Annotated in this window: 12 protein-coding genes and 1 tRNA gene; 9 read left to right on the top strand and 4 right to left on the bottom strand. The window is 71.1% G+C overall.

From position 1 onward, the window contains the following. Positions 1–64 precede the first annotated feature (64 nt). The 3 genes from ABD332_RS21155 (at position 65) to ABD332_RS21145 (ending at position 3,339) form a co-directional block, all read left to right on the top strand. Complete coding sequence (locus ABD332_RS21155; RefSeq protein WP_344503725.1) at positions 65–2,185, top strand: ATP-dependent DNA helicase UvrD2; 2,121 nt, start codon at positions 65–67, stop codon at positions 2,183–2,185. A 130-nt stretch (positions 2,186–2,315) separates the two neighbouring features. Beyond that, positions 2,316–2,840, top strand: a complete 525-nt coding sequence (locus ABD332_RS21150; protein ID WP_344503724.1) for a hypothetical protein — start codon at positions 2,316–2,318, stop codon at positions 2,838–2,840. A gap of 118 nt (positions 2,841–2,958) precedes the next feature. Then, positions 2,959–3,339, top strand: coding sequence for a WhiB family transcriptional regulator (locus ABD332_RS21145; RefSeq protein WP_344504016.1), 381 nt, complete (start codon positions 2,959–2,961; stop codon positions 3,337–3,339). Positions 3,340–4,053: 714 nt separating this feature from the next. On the opposite strand, the gene ABD332_RS21140 is transcribed toward ABD332_RS21145, so the two are convergent. The 3 genes from ABD332_RS21140 to ABD332_RS21130 all read right to left on the bottom strand — a co-directional run bounded on the left by ABD332_RS21140 (position 4,054) and on the right by ABD332_RS21130 (position 6,939). Beyond that, positions 4,054–5,397 (bottom strand): ABC1 kinase family protein, encoded by a 1,344-nt coding sequence (locus ABD332_RS21140; protein WP_344503723.1) that lies wholly within the window; start codon positions 5,395–5,397, stop codon positions 4,054–4,056. 9 nt (positions 5,398–5,406) lie between these two features. Then, entirely contained in the window at positions 5,407–6,540 is a 1,134-nt protein-coding gene (locus ABD332_RS21135) for a TOMM precursor leader peptide-binding protein (RefSeq protein ID WP_344503722.1), read from the bottom strand. 243 nt (positions 6,541–6,783) lie between these two features. Further along, a complete protein-coding gene (locus ABD332_RS21130; protein WP_425516560.1) occupies positions 6,784–6,939 on the bottom strand; it encodes a DUF5679 domain-containing protein in 156 nt (51 codons plus the stop codon). Positions 6,940–7,307: 368 nt separating this feature from the next. On the opposite strand from ABD332_RS21130, the gene ABD332_RS21125 reads away from it, so the two are divergent. Together ABD332_RS21125 and ABD332_RS21120 are read left to right on the top strand one after the other, a co-directional pair. Continuing rightward, on the top strand, positions 7,308–7,832 hold the full coding sequence (locus ABD332_RS21125; protein WP_344503721.1) for a M48 metallopeptidase family protein: 525 nt from the start codon (positions 7,308–7,310) through the stop codon (positions 7,830–7,832). Beyond that, on the top strand, positions 7,829–8,452 hold the full coding sequence (locus ABD332_RS21120) for a hypothetical protein (RefSeq protein ID WP_344503720.1): 624 nt from the start codon (positions 7,829–7,831) through the stop codon (positions 8,450–8,452). The genes ABD332_RS21125 and ABD332_RS21120 overlap by 4 nt, the downstream gene beginning before the upstream one ends. A 1,490-nt stretch (positions 8,453–9,942) precedes the next feature. On the opposite strand, the gene ABD332_RS21115 is transcribed toward ABD332_RS21120, so the two are convergent. Next, on the bottom strand, positions 9,943–11,316 hold the full coding sequence (locus ABD332_RS21115; RefSeq protein ID WP_425552272.1) for a zinc-dependent metalloprotease: 1,374 nt from the start codon (positions 11,314–11,316) through the stop codon (positions 9,943–9,945). A 128-nt stretch (positions 11,317–11,444) separates the two neighbouring features. Here ABD332_RS21115 and ABD332_RS21110 point away from each other — a divergent pair, with 128 nt between their 5' ends. The 4 genes from ABD332_RS21110 (at position 11,445) to ABD332_RS21095 (ending at position 16,289) form a co-directional block, all read left to right on the top strand. Beyond that, positions 11,445–12,470, top strand: a complete 1,026-nt coding sequence (locus ABD332_RS21110; protein WP_344503718.1) for a YlbL family protein — start codon at positions 11,445–11,447, stop codon at positions 12,468–12,470. 61 nt (positions 12,471–12,531) lie between these two features. Then, the gene (locus ABD332_RS21105; protein WP_344503717.1) at positions 12,532–15,501 is read left to right on the top strand and encodes a UPF0182 family membrane protein; all 2,970 of its coding nucleotides are present in this window, start codon (positions 12,532–12,534) and stop codon (positions 15,499–15,501) included. 121 nt (positions 15,502–15,622) lie between these two features. Then, positions 15,623–15,696, top strand: a tRNA-Met gene (locus ABD332_RS21100). 383 nt (positions 15,697–16,079) lie between these two features. Further along, positions 16,080–16,289, top strand: a complete 210-nt coding sequence (locus ABD332_RS21095; RefSeq protein WP_344503716.1) for a hypothetical protein — start codon at positions 16,080–16,082, stop codon at positions 16,287–16,289. Positions 16,290–16,309 lie beyond the last annotated feature (20 nt).

The raw sequence follows: 16,309 nt of genomic DNA, 5'->3' as shown, positions 1-16,309 counted from the left end.
TCGCTGTCGGTTCCGGTAGGTACTTTGGCGGAAACGTCATACCCGGCTGGAATGATGCCTACCTGTGGCGGACTCCTCAAACCCACTCGCAGGTCTTGACCCGGAGCAGGCTGCCGTGGTCACCGCCCCGGCCGGCCCGCTGTGCGTCCTCGCGGGCGCCGGCACGGGCAAGACCAGGGCGATCACCCACCGCATCGCCCACCGGGTCCGCTCCGGGCACGTCCGTGCCCAGCACGTCCTCGCCGTCACGTTCACCGCCCGGGCCGCCGCCGAGATGCGCGCCCGCCTCGGCCAGCTCGGCGCCGGCGGCGTCCAGGCCCGCACGTTCCACGCCGCCGCGCTGCGCCAGGTCCGCTATTTCGCCCCGCGGCTCTTCTCCGGCCGCGAGATGCCCGAGCTGCTGGACAGCAAGGCCCGCCTGGTCGGCCTCGCCGCCACCCGCGCCGGCGTCAAGATCGACGGCACCGGCGCCCGCGACCTCGCCAGCGAGATCGAGTGGGCCAAGTCGTCGCTGATCGAGCCCGCCGACTATGCGGTCGCCGCGGGCAAGGCGCTGCGCGAGCCGCCGTTCGACGCGGCCAAGGTCGGCGAGGTCTATGCCGCCTATGAGCGGGTCAAGCGCGCCCACGGCGTGATCGATTTCGAGGACATGATCCGGGCCGCGATCTGGGCCATGGAGGAGCACGAGGACGTCGCGGAGCAGATCCGCTCGCAATACCGGCACTTCGTCGTCGACGAATACCAGGACGTCAACCCGATGCAGCAGCGGCTGCTGGAGTCGTGGCTCGGCGACCGCGAGGACCTCACCGTCGTCGGCGACGCCAGCCAGACGATCTACTCGTTCACCGGCGCCAGCGCGTCCTATCTCGTCGACTTCAAGCGCCGCCACCCCGACGCCACCGTCATCCGGCTCGTCCGTGACTACCGGTCCACCCCGCAGGTCGTCGCCCTGGCCAACTCGGTCATCGGCCAGGCCCGCGGCGAGCTCGCCCGGCTGCGCCTGGAGCTGATCGGGCAGCGCCCGCCGGGCGCCGAGCCGGTCCTGCGCTCGTTCACCGACGAGCCGCAGGAGGCCGCCGCCGTCGCCGCCCGCTGCGGCGAGATCATCGCCTCCGGCACACCGGCCGAGGAGATCGCCGTGCTGTTCCGGGTCAACGCGCAGTCCGAGGTCTACCAGGAGGCCCTCGCCGAGGCCGGGGTGCCCTATGTGGTGCACGGCGCCGAGCGGTTCTTCGAGCGCGCCGAGGTCCGCCAGGCGATGATCGCGCTGCGCGCCGCGACCCGGTCGCTCGACCCCGACGCGCCCCTGACCGAATCGGTCACCAAGGCCCTGGAGGGCGTCGGCTGGCGCGCCGACCAGATCCCCGCCGGCGGGGCCTCCCGCGAGCGGTGGGAGGCGGTGTCGGCGCTCGTCACGCTCGCCGAGAGCATGCCGGCGCTCGGCCTCGAGGCGTTCAACGAGGAGCTCGCCCGCCGCGCAGCCCTGCAGCACGTGCCGACGGTCGCCGGGGTCACGCTGTCGTCGCTGCACTCGGCGAAGGGCCTGGAGTGGGATGCCGTGTTCCTCGTCGGCCTCGCCGAGGGCACGATGCCCGTCATCCACGCCCGCACCCCCGACGCGGTCGAGGAGGAGCGCCGGCTGCTCTATGTCGGCGTCACCCGCGCGCGCCACACCCTCTGGCTGTCCTACGCGGGCGCCCGCACGCCCGGCGGCCGCCCCCGGCGCGCCACCCGCTTCCTGCCGGCGCTGGAGCCGGGGCGCGCGTCCGGTGGCGGCTCCGGCTCTGGTTCGTTCGCGAGGAGCGCGCCGGGGATCGGCAAGAGCGAGGTGGCCGCCCGGGTGAAGCGCGCCGTCGCCGTCTTGTGCCGGGTCTGCGGCGCCGGGCTGCTCAGCGGGCCGGAGCGCAAGCTGGGCCGCTGCGCCGGCTGCCCGTCCGACCGCGACGAGGAGCTGCTGGCCAGGCTGCTCGACTGGCGGGCCCGGCTCGCCGCCGTGCAGAAGGTCCCGGCCTTCGTTGTATTCACGGATGTCACTCTCGCCGCGATCGCTGAGCGCCGTCCGGGCCGCCGCGAGGAGCTCGCCGTCATCGCCGGCATCGGCCCCCGGAAGCTCGGTCTGTACGGCGACGACGTGCTCGCGCTGGTGTCCGGACGCACCGTCGAGGACCTCGTCGGGAGCGACTGATGTCGATGGGCGGAAAACTGACAAGAAGTTTTCCCGGAAATTCGATTGCCCTACCCTGAAGAGGCGACATAGCCTGCGAACACGAACGCCGGAGCCCCGGCGGCCGAGCCATGACGAGTGTGGAGAGAAGGTGCGACCCGTGAAGCTCTATATCTCAGCCGAGCTACAGCCGGTGTTGCATGCCCTCTGCGCCCCGTCCCTGGCGTCGGCCTCCGCCCTGTGGCAGGAGTCCGCCGTCAGAGGCTCCTCCGCTTCGGCCTTCCCGGTCCCGACCGTTGCCTTCGCTCCGGCCGCTGCCCCGATCGCGTCCTTCGCGGTCACGGGTGGCGTCGCGGCCCTGGGCGGCGTCTTGGTCCCGGGCGGCGTCGAAGTCCAGGGCAGCAGGGTCTCCGCGACCGGTCTGGGCGGCGTCAAGGTCCAGGGCGTTTCGGTTCTGGGCCGCGAGGCCGGCCGTGGCACCACCGGCACCACCAGCACCATCGAGCGCGACCGCACCGTTGAGCAGATGCCCGCCGTTGGCGTCCAGCTGCTCGACCGGCGGGGAGTCCAGGTTCAGGGGACCAGTGGGCTCACCGCGAACGACAAGCACGACCTGACGGCTCCGAAGCCCAACGGCGGAGTCCGCGGCACACCACCTCGAGGCAGGCCGGTCTAACAGACCGACTTACCGGCTCACCTCGAGGCCGCGGAACCCGACACCGGGATCCGCGGCCTCAGTCATTTGCACCGACGATCACCACCAAACGATCGAGAAACAGAAAGGGGTGACCGGGATGAGCCTGGCCTTGGCATCGCGCGATGTGCGCGTTGAGAGCGCCGACGAGCGTCTCCTTGTCGCTGCTCGGGGCGTGAAGTCCGACCTGCCGTGCCGCACCTTCGACCCGGACCTGTGGTTCGCCGACTCGCCGGCGGAGCTCGAGCTGGCCAAGTCGCTCTGCGTGGAGTGCCCTCTGCGCGTCGAGTGCCTGGCCGGCGCCATCGAGCGCGCCGAGCCCTGGGGTGTCTGGGGTGGCGAGATCTTCGAGCGCGGTGCGGTCGTCCCGCGGAAGCGTCCGCGTGGCCGTCCGCGCAAGGAGGACGTCGCTCGCGACGCCGTCCTGCGGGTCGAGGTCGCAGCTCGCACCGCGGCCGTGGCCGCGAGCGTGGCGGCCTGACATGAGTGCACATCCGTTGCCAGCCAGCCGAGGCCTGCGCGCCGCGCAGCCGACCCGGCTTCAACTCACCGACGTTCGCACCATCTCCCTGAGGAGCTTGACCGTGTCTTTGCAACTACTCCACGAAGCACTCTCCCGAGCCCGAATGCGTCAGCCTCAGGCTGTCCGTCACTCTGAGGCTTCTTCGTCCGCCCGTCAGATCGCGATGCGCGCCCGCCGTGAGCAGGAGCGTCAGCTGAGCCGACACTGATCCGACCGCAACACACAGAGCGGGCCTCCCGGTGCCACCGTGGGGCCCGCTCTGCCTTGCTCTGACCGACCGCCGGCGCCGCCACTCACCGTCGTGGTGGCGGGCGTCGTGATCGATGTCGTCTGGTGGCTGTCCGGGCGACCAGGGGCGTCCTTCGATCATGGTGGTGGCCGGGTTTCGGTTGAGGATCCGCCTGCGGGTCGGCTGACGTCGCGTTGCTGTCCGCGTGCCGTCGTTGGTTTCGCGACCCAGTGCACGTCACATCGATCTTCGACCCAGCCCGCGTCGACGCTGGCTTTCGCAACCAGCGCAACGCGGCGGACGTCGTACACCCGCGGCCGTTGATGCGCGATCAGCGCGGCTTGCGTCGGCTGGCCCGGTGCCGGCGTTGCTTTCGGGGCGCCGATCTTCGCCCCGTCGCCGTGATCAAGTGACGGTTCTGGTCGTTCCCGCGGTCACTTGTGCTACTCCGACTTGCGGCGGCGGGTGGTCTTCTTCGGTTCGGCGAAGCCGGGCAGCCAGCGTTCGATGATCTCGCGGTACGGGGCCTCGGCCTCCAGCTGGCACAGCACGCCGATCGAGCCGAGCGTCACCCGGTGCGTGAGCATGTACGAGGGCGGGAGGTTGAGCTGGCGGCTCATCGCGTACGCGGGGCTCTTCGGGTTGGCGAGCCGGCCCGCCTCGGCGCGCAGCCACGCGCGGCTGAAGCGGAACCTCGGCTCCGCGACCGGGTCCAGCATCGGCCTGATGTAGCTCAGCACCGCCGCCGCGTCGATCTTCGCGTCGCGCTTCACGAAGCCCTCGTCCTGCAGGCCGGACAGGACCGCCTCGGCGTCGCCGGCGAGGGCGAGGCGGGTCAGGCGGCCGATCACCTCGGGGTGGCCGCCGGGCAGGCGGGCCACCGCGCCGAAGTCGAGGACCCCGAGGCGGCCGTCGGGCAGCATGCGGAAGTTGCCGGGGTGCGGGTCGGCGTGCAGCAGCTCAGCCCTGGCGGGGGCGGAGAAGTGCAGCAGTGCCATCCGGGTGCCCGCCGCGTCGCGCTCCTCGACGGTGCCGGACGCGATGATCGTCGACAGCGGCACGCCCTCGATCCACTCGGTGACGAGGACCCGGGGGGACGACGCGAGGACCTGCGGCACGCAGATGTCGGGATCGCCGTCGAACGCCGCCGCGAACGCGCGCTGCGACGCCGCCTCCAGCTCGTAGTCCAGCTCCTCGGTGACCCGGTCGCGGATCTCCTGCACGAGCGGCTTCACGTCGAGCCCCGGCTGGATCGCCTTGAACAGCCCGGCGAACCTGGCCAACTGGTTCAGGTCCGCCCGCAGCGCCTCACCGGCGCCCGGGTACTGCACCTTCACGGCCACGTCGCGGCCGTCGGCCCACACAGCCTTGTGGACCTGCCCGATGCTGGCCGCGGCGGCCGGTTTGTCGTCGAAGTCCTTGAACAGGTCCCGCCAGTCCTCGCCCAGCGACTCGCGCAGCACGGCGTGGACGCTGGCCGCCGGCAGTGGCGGAGCGGCCTCCTGCAGCTTCGTCAGCGCCGCCCGGTACGGCCCGGCGAGCTCCTCCGGCAGCGCCGCCTCGAACACGGACAGCGCCTGCCCCATCTTCATCGCACCGCCCTTGAGCTGCCCGAGGACGCTGAACAGGTGCTCGGCGGTGCGTCGCTGGACGTCGGCGGACACCACGTCGGCGGCCATACCGGTCACTCGCTTGCCCAGGCCGAGCGCGGCCCGCCCGGCCAGCCCGAGAGGAAGCGACGCCAGTCGTGCGGTGCGGGCGACTGCGCCCCTAGGGATCTCGGTCACACGTCATTCTTACCCGTTCTGCGCTGCACGACGACGGCGACGGCAGTCACAGCGCGGATGGGCCACCCATTCCCGGCGTCTCAGCTCACCGGCGCGGGGGATCTCGACGATCGCCGCCTCGGTCCGCGACGCCTCCCCGTCGAGGAACGCGAGCACCTCGTCGGCGGCGAACGCCACCCCCGCGAGCGCCGTCGCCGACGTGCACGGCTCCCCGTCGCCGGGCGGCGCCGTGGCGAGCTGGGCGGCGAGGACCGGCCAGATCGGGTCGCGATCCCGCCGGTGCAGGTCCAGGCAGGCATGGCAGGGGGAGGCGGCAGGTCGTACCAGCGGACCGACGAGCACCGTGCCGAGCCGGACGGTCAGCTCCAGCCGCGGGAGGCTCGCCAGCCGCAGCCCCCGGCCGGCGAGCGCGGGAGGATGGCGGTCGCCGACCCGCACCACGAGGTCGACGTGGTCCGTCCGGGCCGCGGACAGGTCCACCCCTGGCGCGTACCTGGCGACGGCGCCGCCGGTCGCGACCGCCCGTGAAACTCCCACCTCGTCGGCGAGCAGGCCGCCGACCAGGACGTCGCCGATCCCGGTGACGCCGTCGACGACCGGGTCGACGTGCCCGACCCCGCTGGCCGCGAGCAGCGCCGCGAGCGGCGCCAGCAGCGGGCCGTCCCCTGCGATGACGACGCGGGAGGCGTGCCGGCGGCGGAGCACCTCGGCGGGCGCGGTCCGTTCGGGTCTTCGCCGCGTGCCCTCTTTGTGCCTCGGTGTCCCGGTCGCGTCGCTGGGTGTCGCGTGGGGTGGCGGGGCCTGCCGGCGCAGGCGGAGGGCGATCGCGGCGGCCTCGACGCTCAGCCGGCGGTGCACCGGCGCCGGCAAGCCGGCCGGGACGAGTGCGTGCGCGGCGACGACCAGGCCCTCGTCGCGCAGCGTCTGTACCAGGCTGAGCACCTCCGCCGAGGTCAGGCCGAGCGCCTCCCCGGCCGCGACGACCGCGGCCTCGGTGTGCGCGCCGTCGAGCAGGTCCAGCACCCGGGCCAGCTCGGGCCGGCACAGGTGCAGCACGACGGCGCCGGCGGGGTCGGTGCCGAGTTGGACGGTCTGCTTGTCACGCCACAGGCGGCGGAGGTTCGGCAGGAGTGTCGGTCGCATGACCGGGAGACTGCCACCGGCGCAGGCTCCGGCCGGGGTGGTTGTCCACAGGGATATCCACCGCCGGCCGGACTTGTCCACAGCCAGCCGCCGAGTTGTCCACAGGGAAAGGCGCAAACGCTGTAAAGCGCGCGGGCCAACCTTGCTGCTCTAGCGCGACGATCTCGGGGCTCACGCGCCGGGCGGGGGCGGCGAGGAGCCGATGTGTACGGCCCGCCGACGGCGGCCGTGCTTGTTTGCGTCTCAGGCCTTACCGAGGATCCGGTTGACCGTGGTGCCGCAGACGGGGCAGGCGCCCTTGGCCATCTTCATGCCCGTCTTGGAGATCGCGATCTCGCCCTCGAAGTCCCGCTTCTCCTTGCACTTGACGCAGTAGCCGTTGTACGTCTCGGCCACGATGCCCTCCTCATCTCGGTCCGGTGCACGCACCGGTGTTGACCAGCTAGGTCGACGTGGTGAGTGTGCCTTGTCGGACACTCGGGGAAAGTGCGGTAAGACGGGACACGCCGAGCGTAATCGGAAGATCTTCCTCTAACCGCACGCTACACACTATGCACAGGCTGGGGATAACTGTGTGGGCAACGGTGTGGGTTGCTGTGGATGAATTGCCGCCAAGTGGCCTCACCAGGCCGACGACCGGTGGAATCTTTCCGGCGAGCCGCCACGAATGGGTGACATACGGGCGCCCTCCACAAGATTGGCCCTTGCGGAGGGATGGCCGTTTCCGGCTAGCGTTCCTCCGTGAGCGGTACCCTGAGGGGGCCGGCATGACACGTAAGCCGGTCATCGAGGTGCGGCGCAGCAAGCGCCGCCGACGTACGGTGTCTGCCTACCGTGATGGTGAGCGGGTCGTCGTGCTGATCCCCGCGCAGTTCTCCCGGGCGGAGGAGCGCGAGTGGGTCGATCGAATGCTGGAGCGCCTGGCCGTCCGCGAGCAGCGGGCCCGGCGCACCGACACTGAGCTGACGGCGCGCGCGCAGCGGCTCGCCACCCGCTACCTGCCCGACCACCCCAACGCCGCCCGCCCGACCAGCGTGCGCTGGGTGCAGAACCAGAACGGGCGCTGGGGCTCGTGCACGCCGGCAGACGGTACCATCCGGATCTCGCACCGAGTTCAGGAGATGCCCGACTGGGTGATCGACTACGTGCTGCTGCACGAGCTGTCACACCTGGTCATCGCCAACCACAGTGCCGCCTTCTGGGCGCTGGTCGGCCGCTACCCGAAGTCCGAACGGGCGCGGGGGTATCTTGAGGGGGTGTCAGCGGCAGCGGGTCTCGGGATCACTGAATGACCGGCCCGCTCTCCTCTCCGGCGGTCCCGGGAGTCTCGGCTGCCGTCATCGTCCTCCTCGTGCCCACCCCGTGGTCGCCACCCGGCGTGGACCCGTCCTCGTGGCGCGCCGCCCTGGCCGAGGACGTCGTCGACCTGATCGCCCCGCTGCCGCTCGTCCAGCCGGCGATCGCCGCGCTGCCCGCCGACCTGCCCCTGGCCTCGAAGATCGCGTGGCCGAGCATGCCGCAGTACGAGCTGCCGACCCTCTCGATCCGCGCCGCCCTCTCCGCTGCCGCAGCCGACGGCCACGAACGTGCCGTCGTGCTCATGGCCGACGCCCCCGACCTGCCGGCCATGCTGATCGGCAAGATGATCCGCCCCCTGTCGACCCGGACGGTCGCGGTCGCCCCCGCCGCGGGCGGCGGCCTGCTGGGCCTGGCGTGCCGCCTGCCGGTCCCCTCCTGGCTGCCTGACCTGGACCCCGAGACCGCGGACGTCGCGACCGCCCGCCGCCCCGCCCCCGAACCGACGATGGTCGCCGCCGCCCCCGGCTGGCACCGCCTCCGCACCCCCGACGACCTCCGCCACCTGGACCTAGCCCTGGACGGCTGGGACGCCACCCGTTCCCTGCTCTCCTGACCCCACGCCGACGCCTGACGGCTGATGCGTGAGGTCTGGACTGCGGAGAGTGAGACCGCCCAGATCAATTAGGTGACCTGAGGTACGGTGTGATTGACCGGTCAGCGCCGTTCGAACCTGGTCGCGTAACTCTCTTCGACGAGCGCCGCGGGCACATTCAACGCTTGGCCGCTCCCTTGGGGAAGTCGCTGTCCTCCGGCTCGTCACTGCGGTCGCCCGCCCGATAGGGTCGCCTGCGCGTTGGGGTCGCCCGTCCGCGTTGGGTCGCCCGTCGCCGCGGTCGCGTCGCTGCGGTCGCCGGCGTTCGAGTTGTGCTCCGGTCGCTCGGGTCGTGCTGGTCGCCCTTCCCACGGCCGGCCGCAGGGGCCGACGTCGGTTGCGGGTCTGCCCGCCACGAGGGACCGGGCGGCATGGTGCGGAAGCTGTTCGGCGCAGCGAGGATCGTCGGCGGCGATGATCCGCGGCCGCGCGACGGATCGGCGGCAGCGAGGACCGCTGCTTGGCCAGCTCGTCGCCCCTCTTTGCCAGCTCGTCGCCCTCGCCGCCCGCCGCCGGCAGCAAGAGGTGGTCGCCTCGGCGCTCCGCCCGCCGGGCAGCAGCAAGGGGTGGTCACCTCGGCGCCCCGCCCGCCGACAGCAAGAGGTCACCTCAACGCCCTTGCAGCTGGCCGGCAGTAGCTGGCAACACGAGGTCAGCTGGCCGTGCTTGCCGCTCTCGCCGCGCTGCCGGCAGCAGGGGGATCCGCTGGTCGTCAGGGCCGCCGCGGTGGCATCGCGGTCATGACACCGGCCTGGCGGGTGCCCGGTGGCTACAAGGCAGCGGCCCCGCTCAGACTGACTGCGCTGCGTCCCCCGACGGCTGCGAGGGTCGGGTGACTGCGCTGCGGCCCCGGCGGCTGCGAGGGGGCGCCGGTCGCGAGAGAGCGCTCGGGCCGGGCTGCTGCAGGTCGCGCGCGGAGCGGCGCACCACCCGTCGGGCGGCGAGGGTCGGCCGCCGGCGGTGAGGGACCGTGGGGTCGTGTGGAGCGGCGTGCGGCCCGTCGGGCGTGAGGGTCGGGCGGTGGTGAGGGACCGTGAAGGACGCTCGGGTCATGCCGGAGGGTGGGAGATCGGCACGCGGGCCTGGCAGCGGCGAAGGGCCGATGGCTACAAGGGGCGCTCGGGCAAGGGCGCGGGGTGTGGATCGGCACACGGGCCGCCGGCCACGCCACGAAGGCACGCCTTGGCCACGAAGGGCCGCCAGTCATGAAAGCCTGCTGGCCTGGGAAGGGGCGCCGACCTGCGGATGTCCCATGGTTGCGAGGGGTCGCCAGCCAGGAAGGCCCGTCGGGCTGCGAAGGCCAGCTGTCGCGAGAGGCCGCCAGTCAGGTTGTGAGGGGCCGGTAGTTGCGCGGGCCTGGGGTGTGTTCGAGCCGTGGGCGGGGTCGGGAGCGGGAGATCCAGGGGCTGTTGCCCGTCTTGGTGGATCTCCCGCGGTCGCCTCGCCTGTGATCAGGGCTTGGGCTCGTCGCCAGGCTCGCTGGGGCCGGGGTCGTTGTCCGGTGGGGTGTTGCTGGCCGCGGGGTCCGAGGTGTCCTTCGACGGCTTCTCGTCGGTGAGGCCGAGGCTGCTGAGGTCGTCGGCGAAGCCGAGGTCGCTCAGGTCCAGCTGGGTCCGGGCGAACAGGTCCGGGTCCGCGAACGCCTCCTCGTCGGGCAGCAGGTCGGGGTGGTCCCAGAGCGCGTCGCGGCCCGCGACGCCGCGGTGCTCGGCCAGGGCTGCCCACAGGGCCGTGGCCTCGCGGAGGCGGCGGGGGCGCAGCTCCAGGCCGACCAGGGCGGCGAACGTCTGCTCGGCCGGGCCGCCGGCGGCGCGGCGGCGGCGGAAGGCCTCGGAGAGGCGGACCACGTCGGGGAGGCGGTCGCCGGCGGCCCGGTCCACGACGTGGCAGACCCAGCCTTCGATGAGGGCGAGCGCGGTCTCCAGCCGGGCGAGCGCGGCGCGCTGCTGCGGCGTGTCCTCGGGGGTGAAGATGCCCTCCAGGACGAGCTCCTGCGGGTCGCTGCCGAGGGTCGAGGGGTCGATGCGGCTCATCGCCTCCTCGATCGCCTCGCGGTCGACGTGGATGCCTGCCGCATACGCCTCGACGGCTGCGAACACGTGGCCGCGCAGCCACGGGACGTGGCCGAAGAGTCGCTGGTGGGCGGCCTCGCGGAGGGCGACGTACAGGCGCACCTGGTCGTCGGGGATCTCCAGGCCACGCCCGTATTCGGCGATGTTGGCCGGGACGAGCGCGGCCGTGCCGGCGGGTCCGAGGGGCAGGCCGATGTCGCCGGCGGAGAGGACCTCGGCGGCGAGGGAGCCCAGGGCGGTGCCCAGCTGGCCGCCCAGCAGGGCGCTGCCGAGCGACGCGACCATCGAGGTCATGGGGCCCATCTGGGCGCGCATCTCCTCGGGGACCAGCTCGGTCATCGCCGACACCATCCTGGCGGCGACGGGGTCGCAGAGCTTGCGCCAGACGGGCAGGGTCGTGTTGAGCCACTCGCCCCGGCTCCACGCGGCGGTGGCGCGCACGCCGGACGGCAGGGCGGACTCGGGGTCGATCCACAGGTCGGCCAGGCGCAGCGCCTCGATGACCGCGGCGCGCTCCGCCGGCGTCACGGAAGGGTCACCGACCGGTTTCGCGGCGTCAGGATCGGCCGTGTTCGCTGGTGGCGTAACCGCGGTGCCGGGCATGGCGAAGCCGACGGGGAACTGGGCGAGGCCGCCGGCGGGCCCGCCGCCGGTGAGGTGGGCCTGCGCCAGCTGGCGTGCCAGATCCCAGTTGACCGGGCCGCCGCCGGGCGTGGCGAACAGTTGCTGCAGCTGGCTGAGGAATTGCTGCATCTGGCGCGGATCGTTGGGATCCGGCACCTCGCCGCCGGGCGGACCGAAGCCGAACGGGATGTCTGCGGGCATGTTCCAAAGGTACTCGCTTCCGATGTCAGAAATCGGAGAGCGCTAGGCTCGCCGCCATGAGACGTCGTGGCGTGACCGTGTTGGTCGGCGCGTTGCTGCTGCTGTTGCTGTCCTGGCAGACGACCGTGTTGAAGGTTCCTTACGTCGAGATGGGCCCCGGACCGACGTACAACACGCTCGGCGCCGGCGACGACGGCAAGCCGATCATCAATGTCAGTGGGGCGACGGTCACGAAGTCGGCCGGGCAGCTGCGGATGACGACGGTGTCGGTGCAGCCGCAGATGACGTTGCTCGAGGCCATGATCGGCTGGTGGCAGAAGGACCGCGCGGTCGTGCCGCGTGAGCTGATCTACCCGCCGAACCGCACGGAGCAGCAGGTCAACGAGGACAACAAGAAGGACTTCCAGGCGTCGCAGTCCTCGGCGGAGACGGTCGCGCTGCGCGAGCTCGGCTATCCGGTCCTGGTCGCCGTCGACGAGGTGTCGGAGGGCTATCCGGCGGTGGGCCAGCTGCAGAAGGGCGACGTGATCACCGCCATCGACGGCACCCCGGTGACGTCCCTGGCGAAGCTCACGGAGCTCATCCGGGCGAAGCCGGCCGGCACGACGCGGCAGGTGGAGTACACCCGCGGCGGCAGCAAGGCGACCGCGAGCATCGCGACGAAGGCCGGCGACGACGGCAACCCGCGACTCGGGGTCGTGGCCAAGACGTCCCAGCCGCACCCGTTCGAGCTGTCGATCCAGCTGGACCGCATCGGCGGGCCGTCGGCCGGGCTGATGTTCACGCTCGGCATCATCGACACGATCAAGGAAGAGGACCTGACCGGCGGGATCATCATCGCCGGCACGGGCACCATCGACGACGAGGGCAACGTCGGGCCGATCGGCGGCATCCCGCAGAAGCTGGTCGCGGCGAAGGCGGCGAAGGCCAAGGTCTTCCTCACCCCGGCGGCCAACTGCGAGGAGGCCGTCGCCAATGCCCAGCCGGGCCTGCCATTGATCAAGGTCGGCACCGCCGACGAGGCGCTCGCCGCACTTGAGCAGTTGCGGGCCGGTCGTACACCAGCGTTGTGTGGTCCATGACTACGCTGAACGAGTTTCCATACGCGAACGGGCGGAGCCGACCGTGGTAATGCGTAATCCGATGACCAGGGTGAGCCGACGCGGTCGGGTCACGATCGTCGTGCTGGCGATCGTCTTCCTGCTCTTCACCCTCTTCGACCGGATCGTCGGTGCCTGGACCGACTATCTGTGGTTCTCCGAGGTCAAATACGCGGGCGTCTTCTCGACCGTACTGACGACCCGCCTGTGGATGTTCGTGATCTTCGGCGTGTCGGTCGGGCTGGTCATCGCCGGCAACCTCTACCTGGCGTACCGGACCCGCCCGCTGCTGCGGCCGCACTCCGCCGAGCAGCACGCGCTGGACCGCTACCGCCTCTTCCTGCTGCCGCACATGACGATCTGGGTCGTCGCGGTCGCCGGGCTGATCGGCCTGTTCTCGGGCCTGTCGGCGCAGGGGCACTGGCAGGACTGGCTGCTGTTCAGCAACAGCACGCCGTTCGGGCAGACCGACAAGCAGTTCGGCGTGGACCTGAGCTTCTACGTCTTCGAATACCCGTTCTGGCGGTACGTGCTGGGCGTCGCCTTCACCGCGGTGGTCTTCTCGCTGCTGGGCGCGCTCGCGCTGCACTACCTGTTCGGCGGGGTGCGGCTGCAGGGCGCCGGCGAGCGCATGACGACCGCGGCACGCGCCCACCTGACCGCGCTGGTCGCCGCGTTCGTGCTGCTCAAGGCCGCCGCGTACTACCTGGACCGGCGCGGCCTGCTGCTGGACAAGTTCCCGACCCAGGATCTGTACGGCGCCGGCTACACCAACATCAACGCGCTGCTGCCGGCGAAGGAGATCCTCGCCTGGATCTCGATCGTCGTGGCGATCGCGATCCTGGTGTTCTCCAACGCGTTCATGCGCAACCTCGTGTGGCCCGGCCTGGCGCTGGGCCTGCTGGCGCTGTCGGCGGTCGCGGTCGGCGGGATCTACCCGGCCGCGGTGCAGTCGTTCACGGTGAAGCCGAGCCAGCTGCAGAAGGAGGCGCAGTACTTCCAGCGCAGCATCGACGCCACGAGGCTGGCGTACGGGCTGAACACGGTCGACGTCAAACCGTACGCGTCGCGGAACCAGGAGCCGCCGACGAACCTGCCGTCGTACGACGAGACGGTCGGCAACATCCGCCTGCTCGACCCGACGGTCGTCGGCGAGACGTACACGCAGCAGCAGCAGGTCCGCGGCTTCTACGAGTTCAACCCGAAGCTGGACATCGACCGGTACACGATCAACGGCAAGACCCAGGACTACGTGGTCGGCGTCCGTGAGATCAACTACAACCAGCTGCAGCAGAACAACTGGCAGAACCGGCACTCGGTGTACACGCACGGCTACGGGTTCGTCGCCGCGCCGGCCAACCAGGTCGTCTGCAACGGTCTGCCGTTCTACGTGTCGGGCTTCCTCGGCGAGCAGACCAAGCCGGTCGGCGACCAGGGCCAGCAGTGCGCGTCGCAGCAGGACCTGATCCCGGTGAAGGAGCCGCGGATCTACTACGGCGAGCAGATGGGCGAGGTCTACGCGATCACCGGCCGGGCGCCCGGCACCACCGCCGGCGCCGAGTTCGACCGGCCGACCGCCAACGCCGGCGACCAGTACTCCACCTACGACGGCGCCGGTGGCGTCTCGGTCGGCTCGTACTGGCGGCGGCTGCTCTACGCGGCGGAGTTCCGCGAGACGAACTTCCTGCTCTCGGGCGTGTTCAACGCGAACTCGAAGGTGCTCTACGTGCGTGACCCGGAGGACCGGGTCCGCAAGATCGCGCCGTTCCTGACGCTGGACAGCGACCCGTACCCGGCGGTCGTCGACGGCAGGATCCAGTGGATCGTCGACGGGTACACCACCTCGGCGACGTACCCGTACTCGCAGCGCATCGACTGGAACACCGCGATCCAGGACTCGTCGACCGGCAGCCGGATGTTCCCCGAGCCGCGCCAGGACGTCTCGTACCTGCGCAACTCGGTCAAGGCGACCGTCGACGCGTACAGCGGTGAGGTCACCCTGTATGCGTTCGACGAGAGCGACCCGATCCTGAAGGCGTGGAACAAGGCCTTCGGCAACAAGCTGGTCAAGCCGCGTTCGGCGATCTCGCAGTCGCTGCAGGACCACCTGCGCTACCCGGAGGACCAGTTCAAGGTCCAGCGTGACCTGCTCAGCCGCTTCCACGTCACCACGCCGAACGGGTTCTTCTCCGGCCAGGACTTCTGGGAGGTGCCGAAGAACCCGGCGAACCCGACCGCGGACCAGCCGCCGTACTACATCGTGGCCAAGCTGCCGAACCAGGACAAATCCCGGTTCCAGCTCACGACGGCGCTCGCCCCGCGCAGCCGCGGCAACCTGGCCGCGCTGATGTCGGCGTCGTACGTCGACGGCAAGCCGGTGTTCGAGATCCTGGAGCTTCCGCCGGACACGAACATCCAGGGTCCGGCGCAGATGCACAGCACGATGACCGGTATCGGCGACGCCAGACGGGAGCTGACCCAGTTCAGCTCCCAGAACTCCGAGGTCATGTACGGCAACCTGCTCACCCTGCCGGTCGCCGAGGGCATGCTGTACGTCGAGCCGATCTACACGCGGACGAAGAGCGACAAGACGTACCCGACGCTCCAGCGGGTCCTGGTCGCGTACGGCCCGAACTACAAGGCCTACGCCAACAACCTGGCCGACGGCCTAGCCGAGCTGGTGAAACAGGCGACCGGTCAGGCGCCAGTCCCCGGCAGCGGCGACAACGGCGAGCCGACCGTGCCGACGACGGGCAACCAGAGTGGGTCTCCGCAGGTACAGACGGCGATCAACGACATGAACAAGGCGATCGCCGACCTCAAGGCGGCCCAGGTCGCCGGCGACTTCGAGGGGTACGGCCGGGCGCTCAAGGCGCTGCAGGACGCGATCGGCCGCTACGAGGCCGCGGTGAAGGCCGCGACCCCGTCGGCGAGCCCGTCGGTGGGGGCGTCACCGAGCGTCTCGGCCGGCGCGAGCCCGTCGGGGTCGGTCTCGCCGGCGCCGTCAGGCTGAGCGACGTCGAGCATCGAGGGGCCGTCGCATTTCGGTGCGGCGGCCCCTCGTGACGCCGGACACGGTCACCCGTAAGCGATTTGGAAGACGCGACAGCCGTGCGCTAACCTGGACAAGCCGACGCGGGGTGGAGCAGCTCGGTAGCTCGCTGGGCTCATAACCCAGAGGTCGCAGGTTCAAATCCTGTCCCCGCTACAACCGCGACGCCCCCTGCTCACGCCGGGGGCGTTTCGCATTGGCGGTCTCCGCATTCCCCGCGCGAGCGGAGCTCGCTCCCCACAGGGGGAGCTTCGCTCCACCCTCGCCCCCTCAAAACCGGCGCGTGAGCGACGGGTTTGCCAGCCTTGGGGTCGGTCGGGGGATTGCTTGTTCTGCGAACTTCGCCGAACGTCGCGTGAGCGACGGGTTTGCCAGCCTTGGGGTCCGTCGGGGGGATTGCTTGTTCTGCGAACTTTGCCGAATGTCGGTTCCCGACTGATTGCTTACGCCCCCTGCGCCAGCAGAGGGGCGTTTCGCGTGAACGCAGCCACCACCCCCGTCACCCCCGTGCGGGTTGAGGCGGCTGGTGGCTGTGGTTCATGGCCGTCGATCCGGACTCCGGCAAGGCGGTGGTCACCTTCCATGCCTACAACCAGACCGACGTGAAGTCGATGACGCGCAACCCGATTGAGGAGAAGAAGAGCGGCGGCGGCACCGGCCCGGCGACGGGACCGTGGTCGGCGAAGACCCAGGACTTCTACTGGACCGAGGTGATCACCTTTCCGGTGGCGCCGAAGACAGAGAAGTAGCCGATCCGTGAAAGGGAGTC

Source organism: Dactylosporangium maewongense (assembly GCF_039531485.1).
Lineage (GTDB): Bacteria > Actinomycetota > Actinomycetes > Mycobacteriales > Micromonosporaceae > Dactylosporangium > Dactylosporangium maewongense.
Note: the sequence above shows the minus strand (reverse complement) of the source record. Positions and strands in the feature narration are given on the sequence as shown.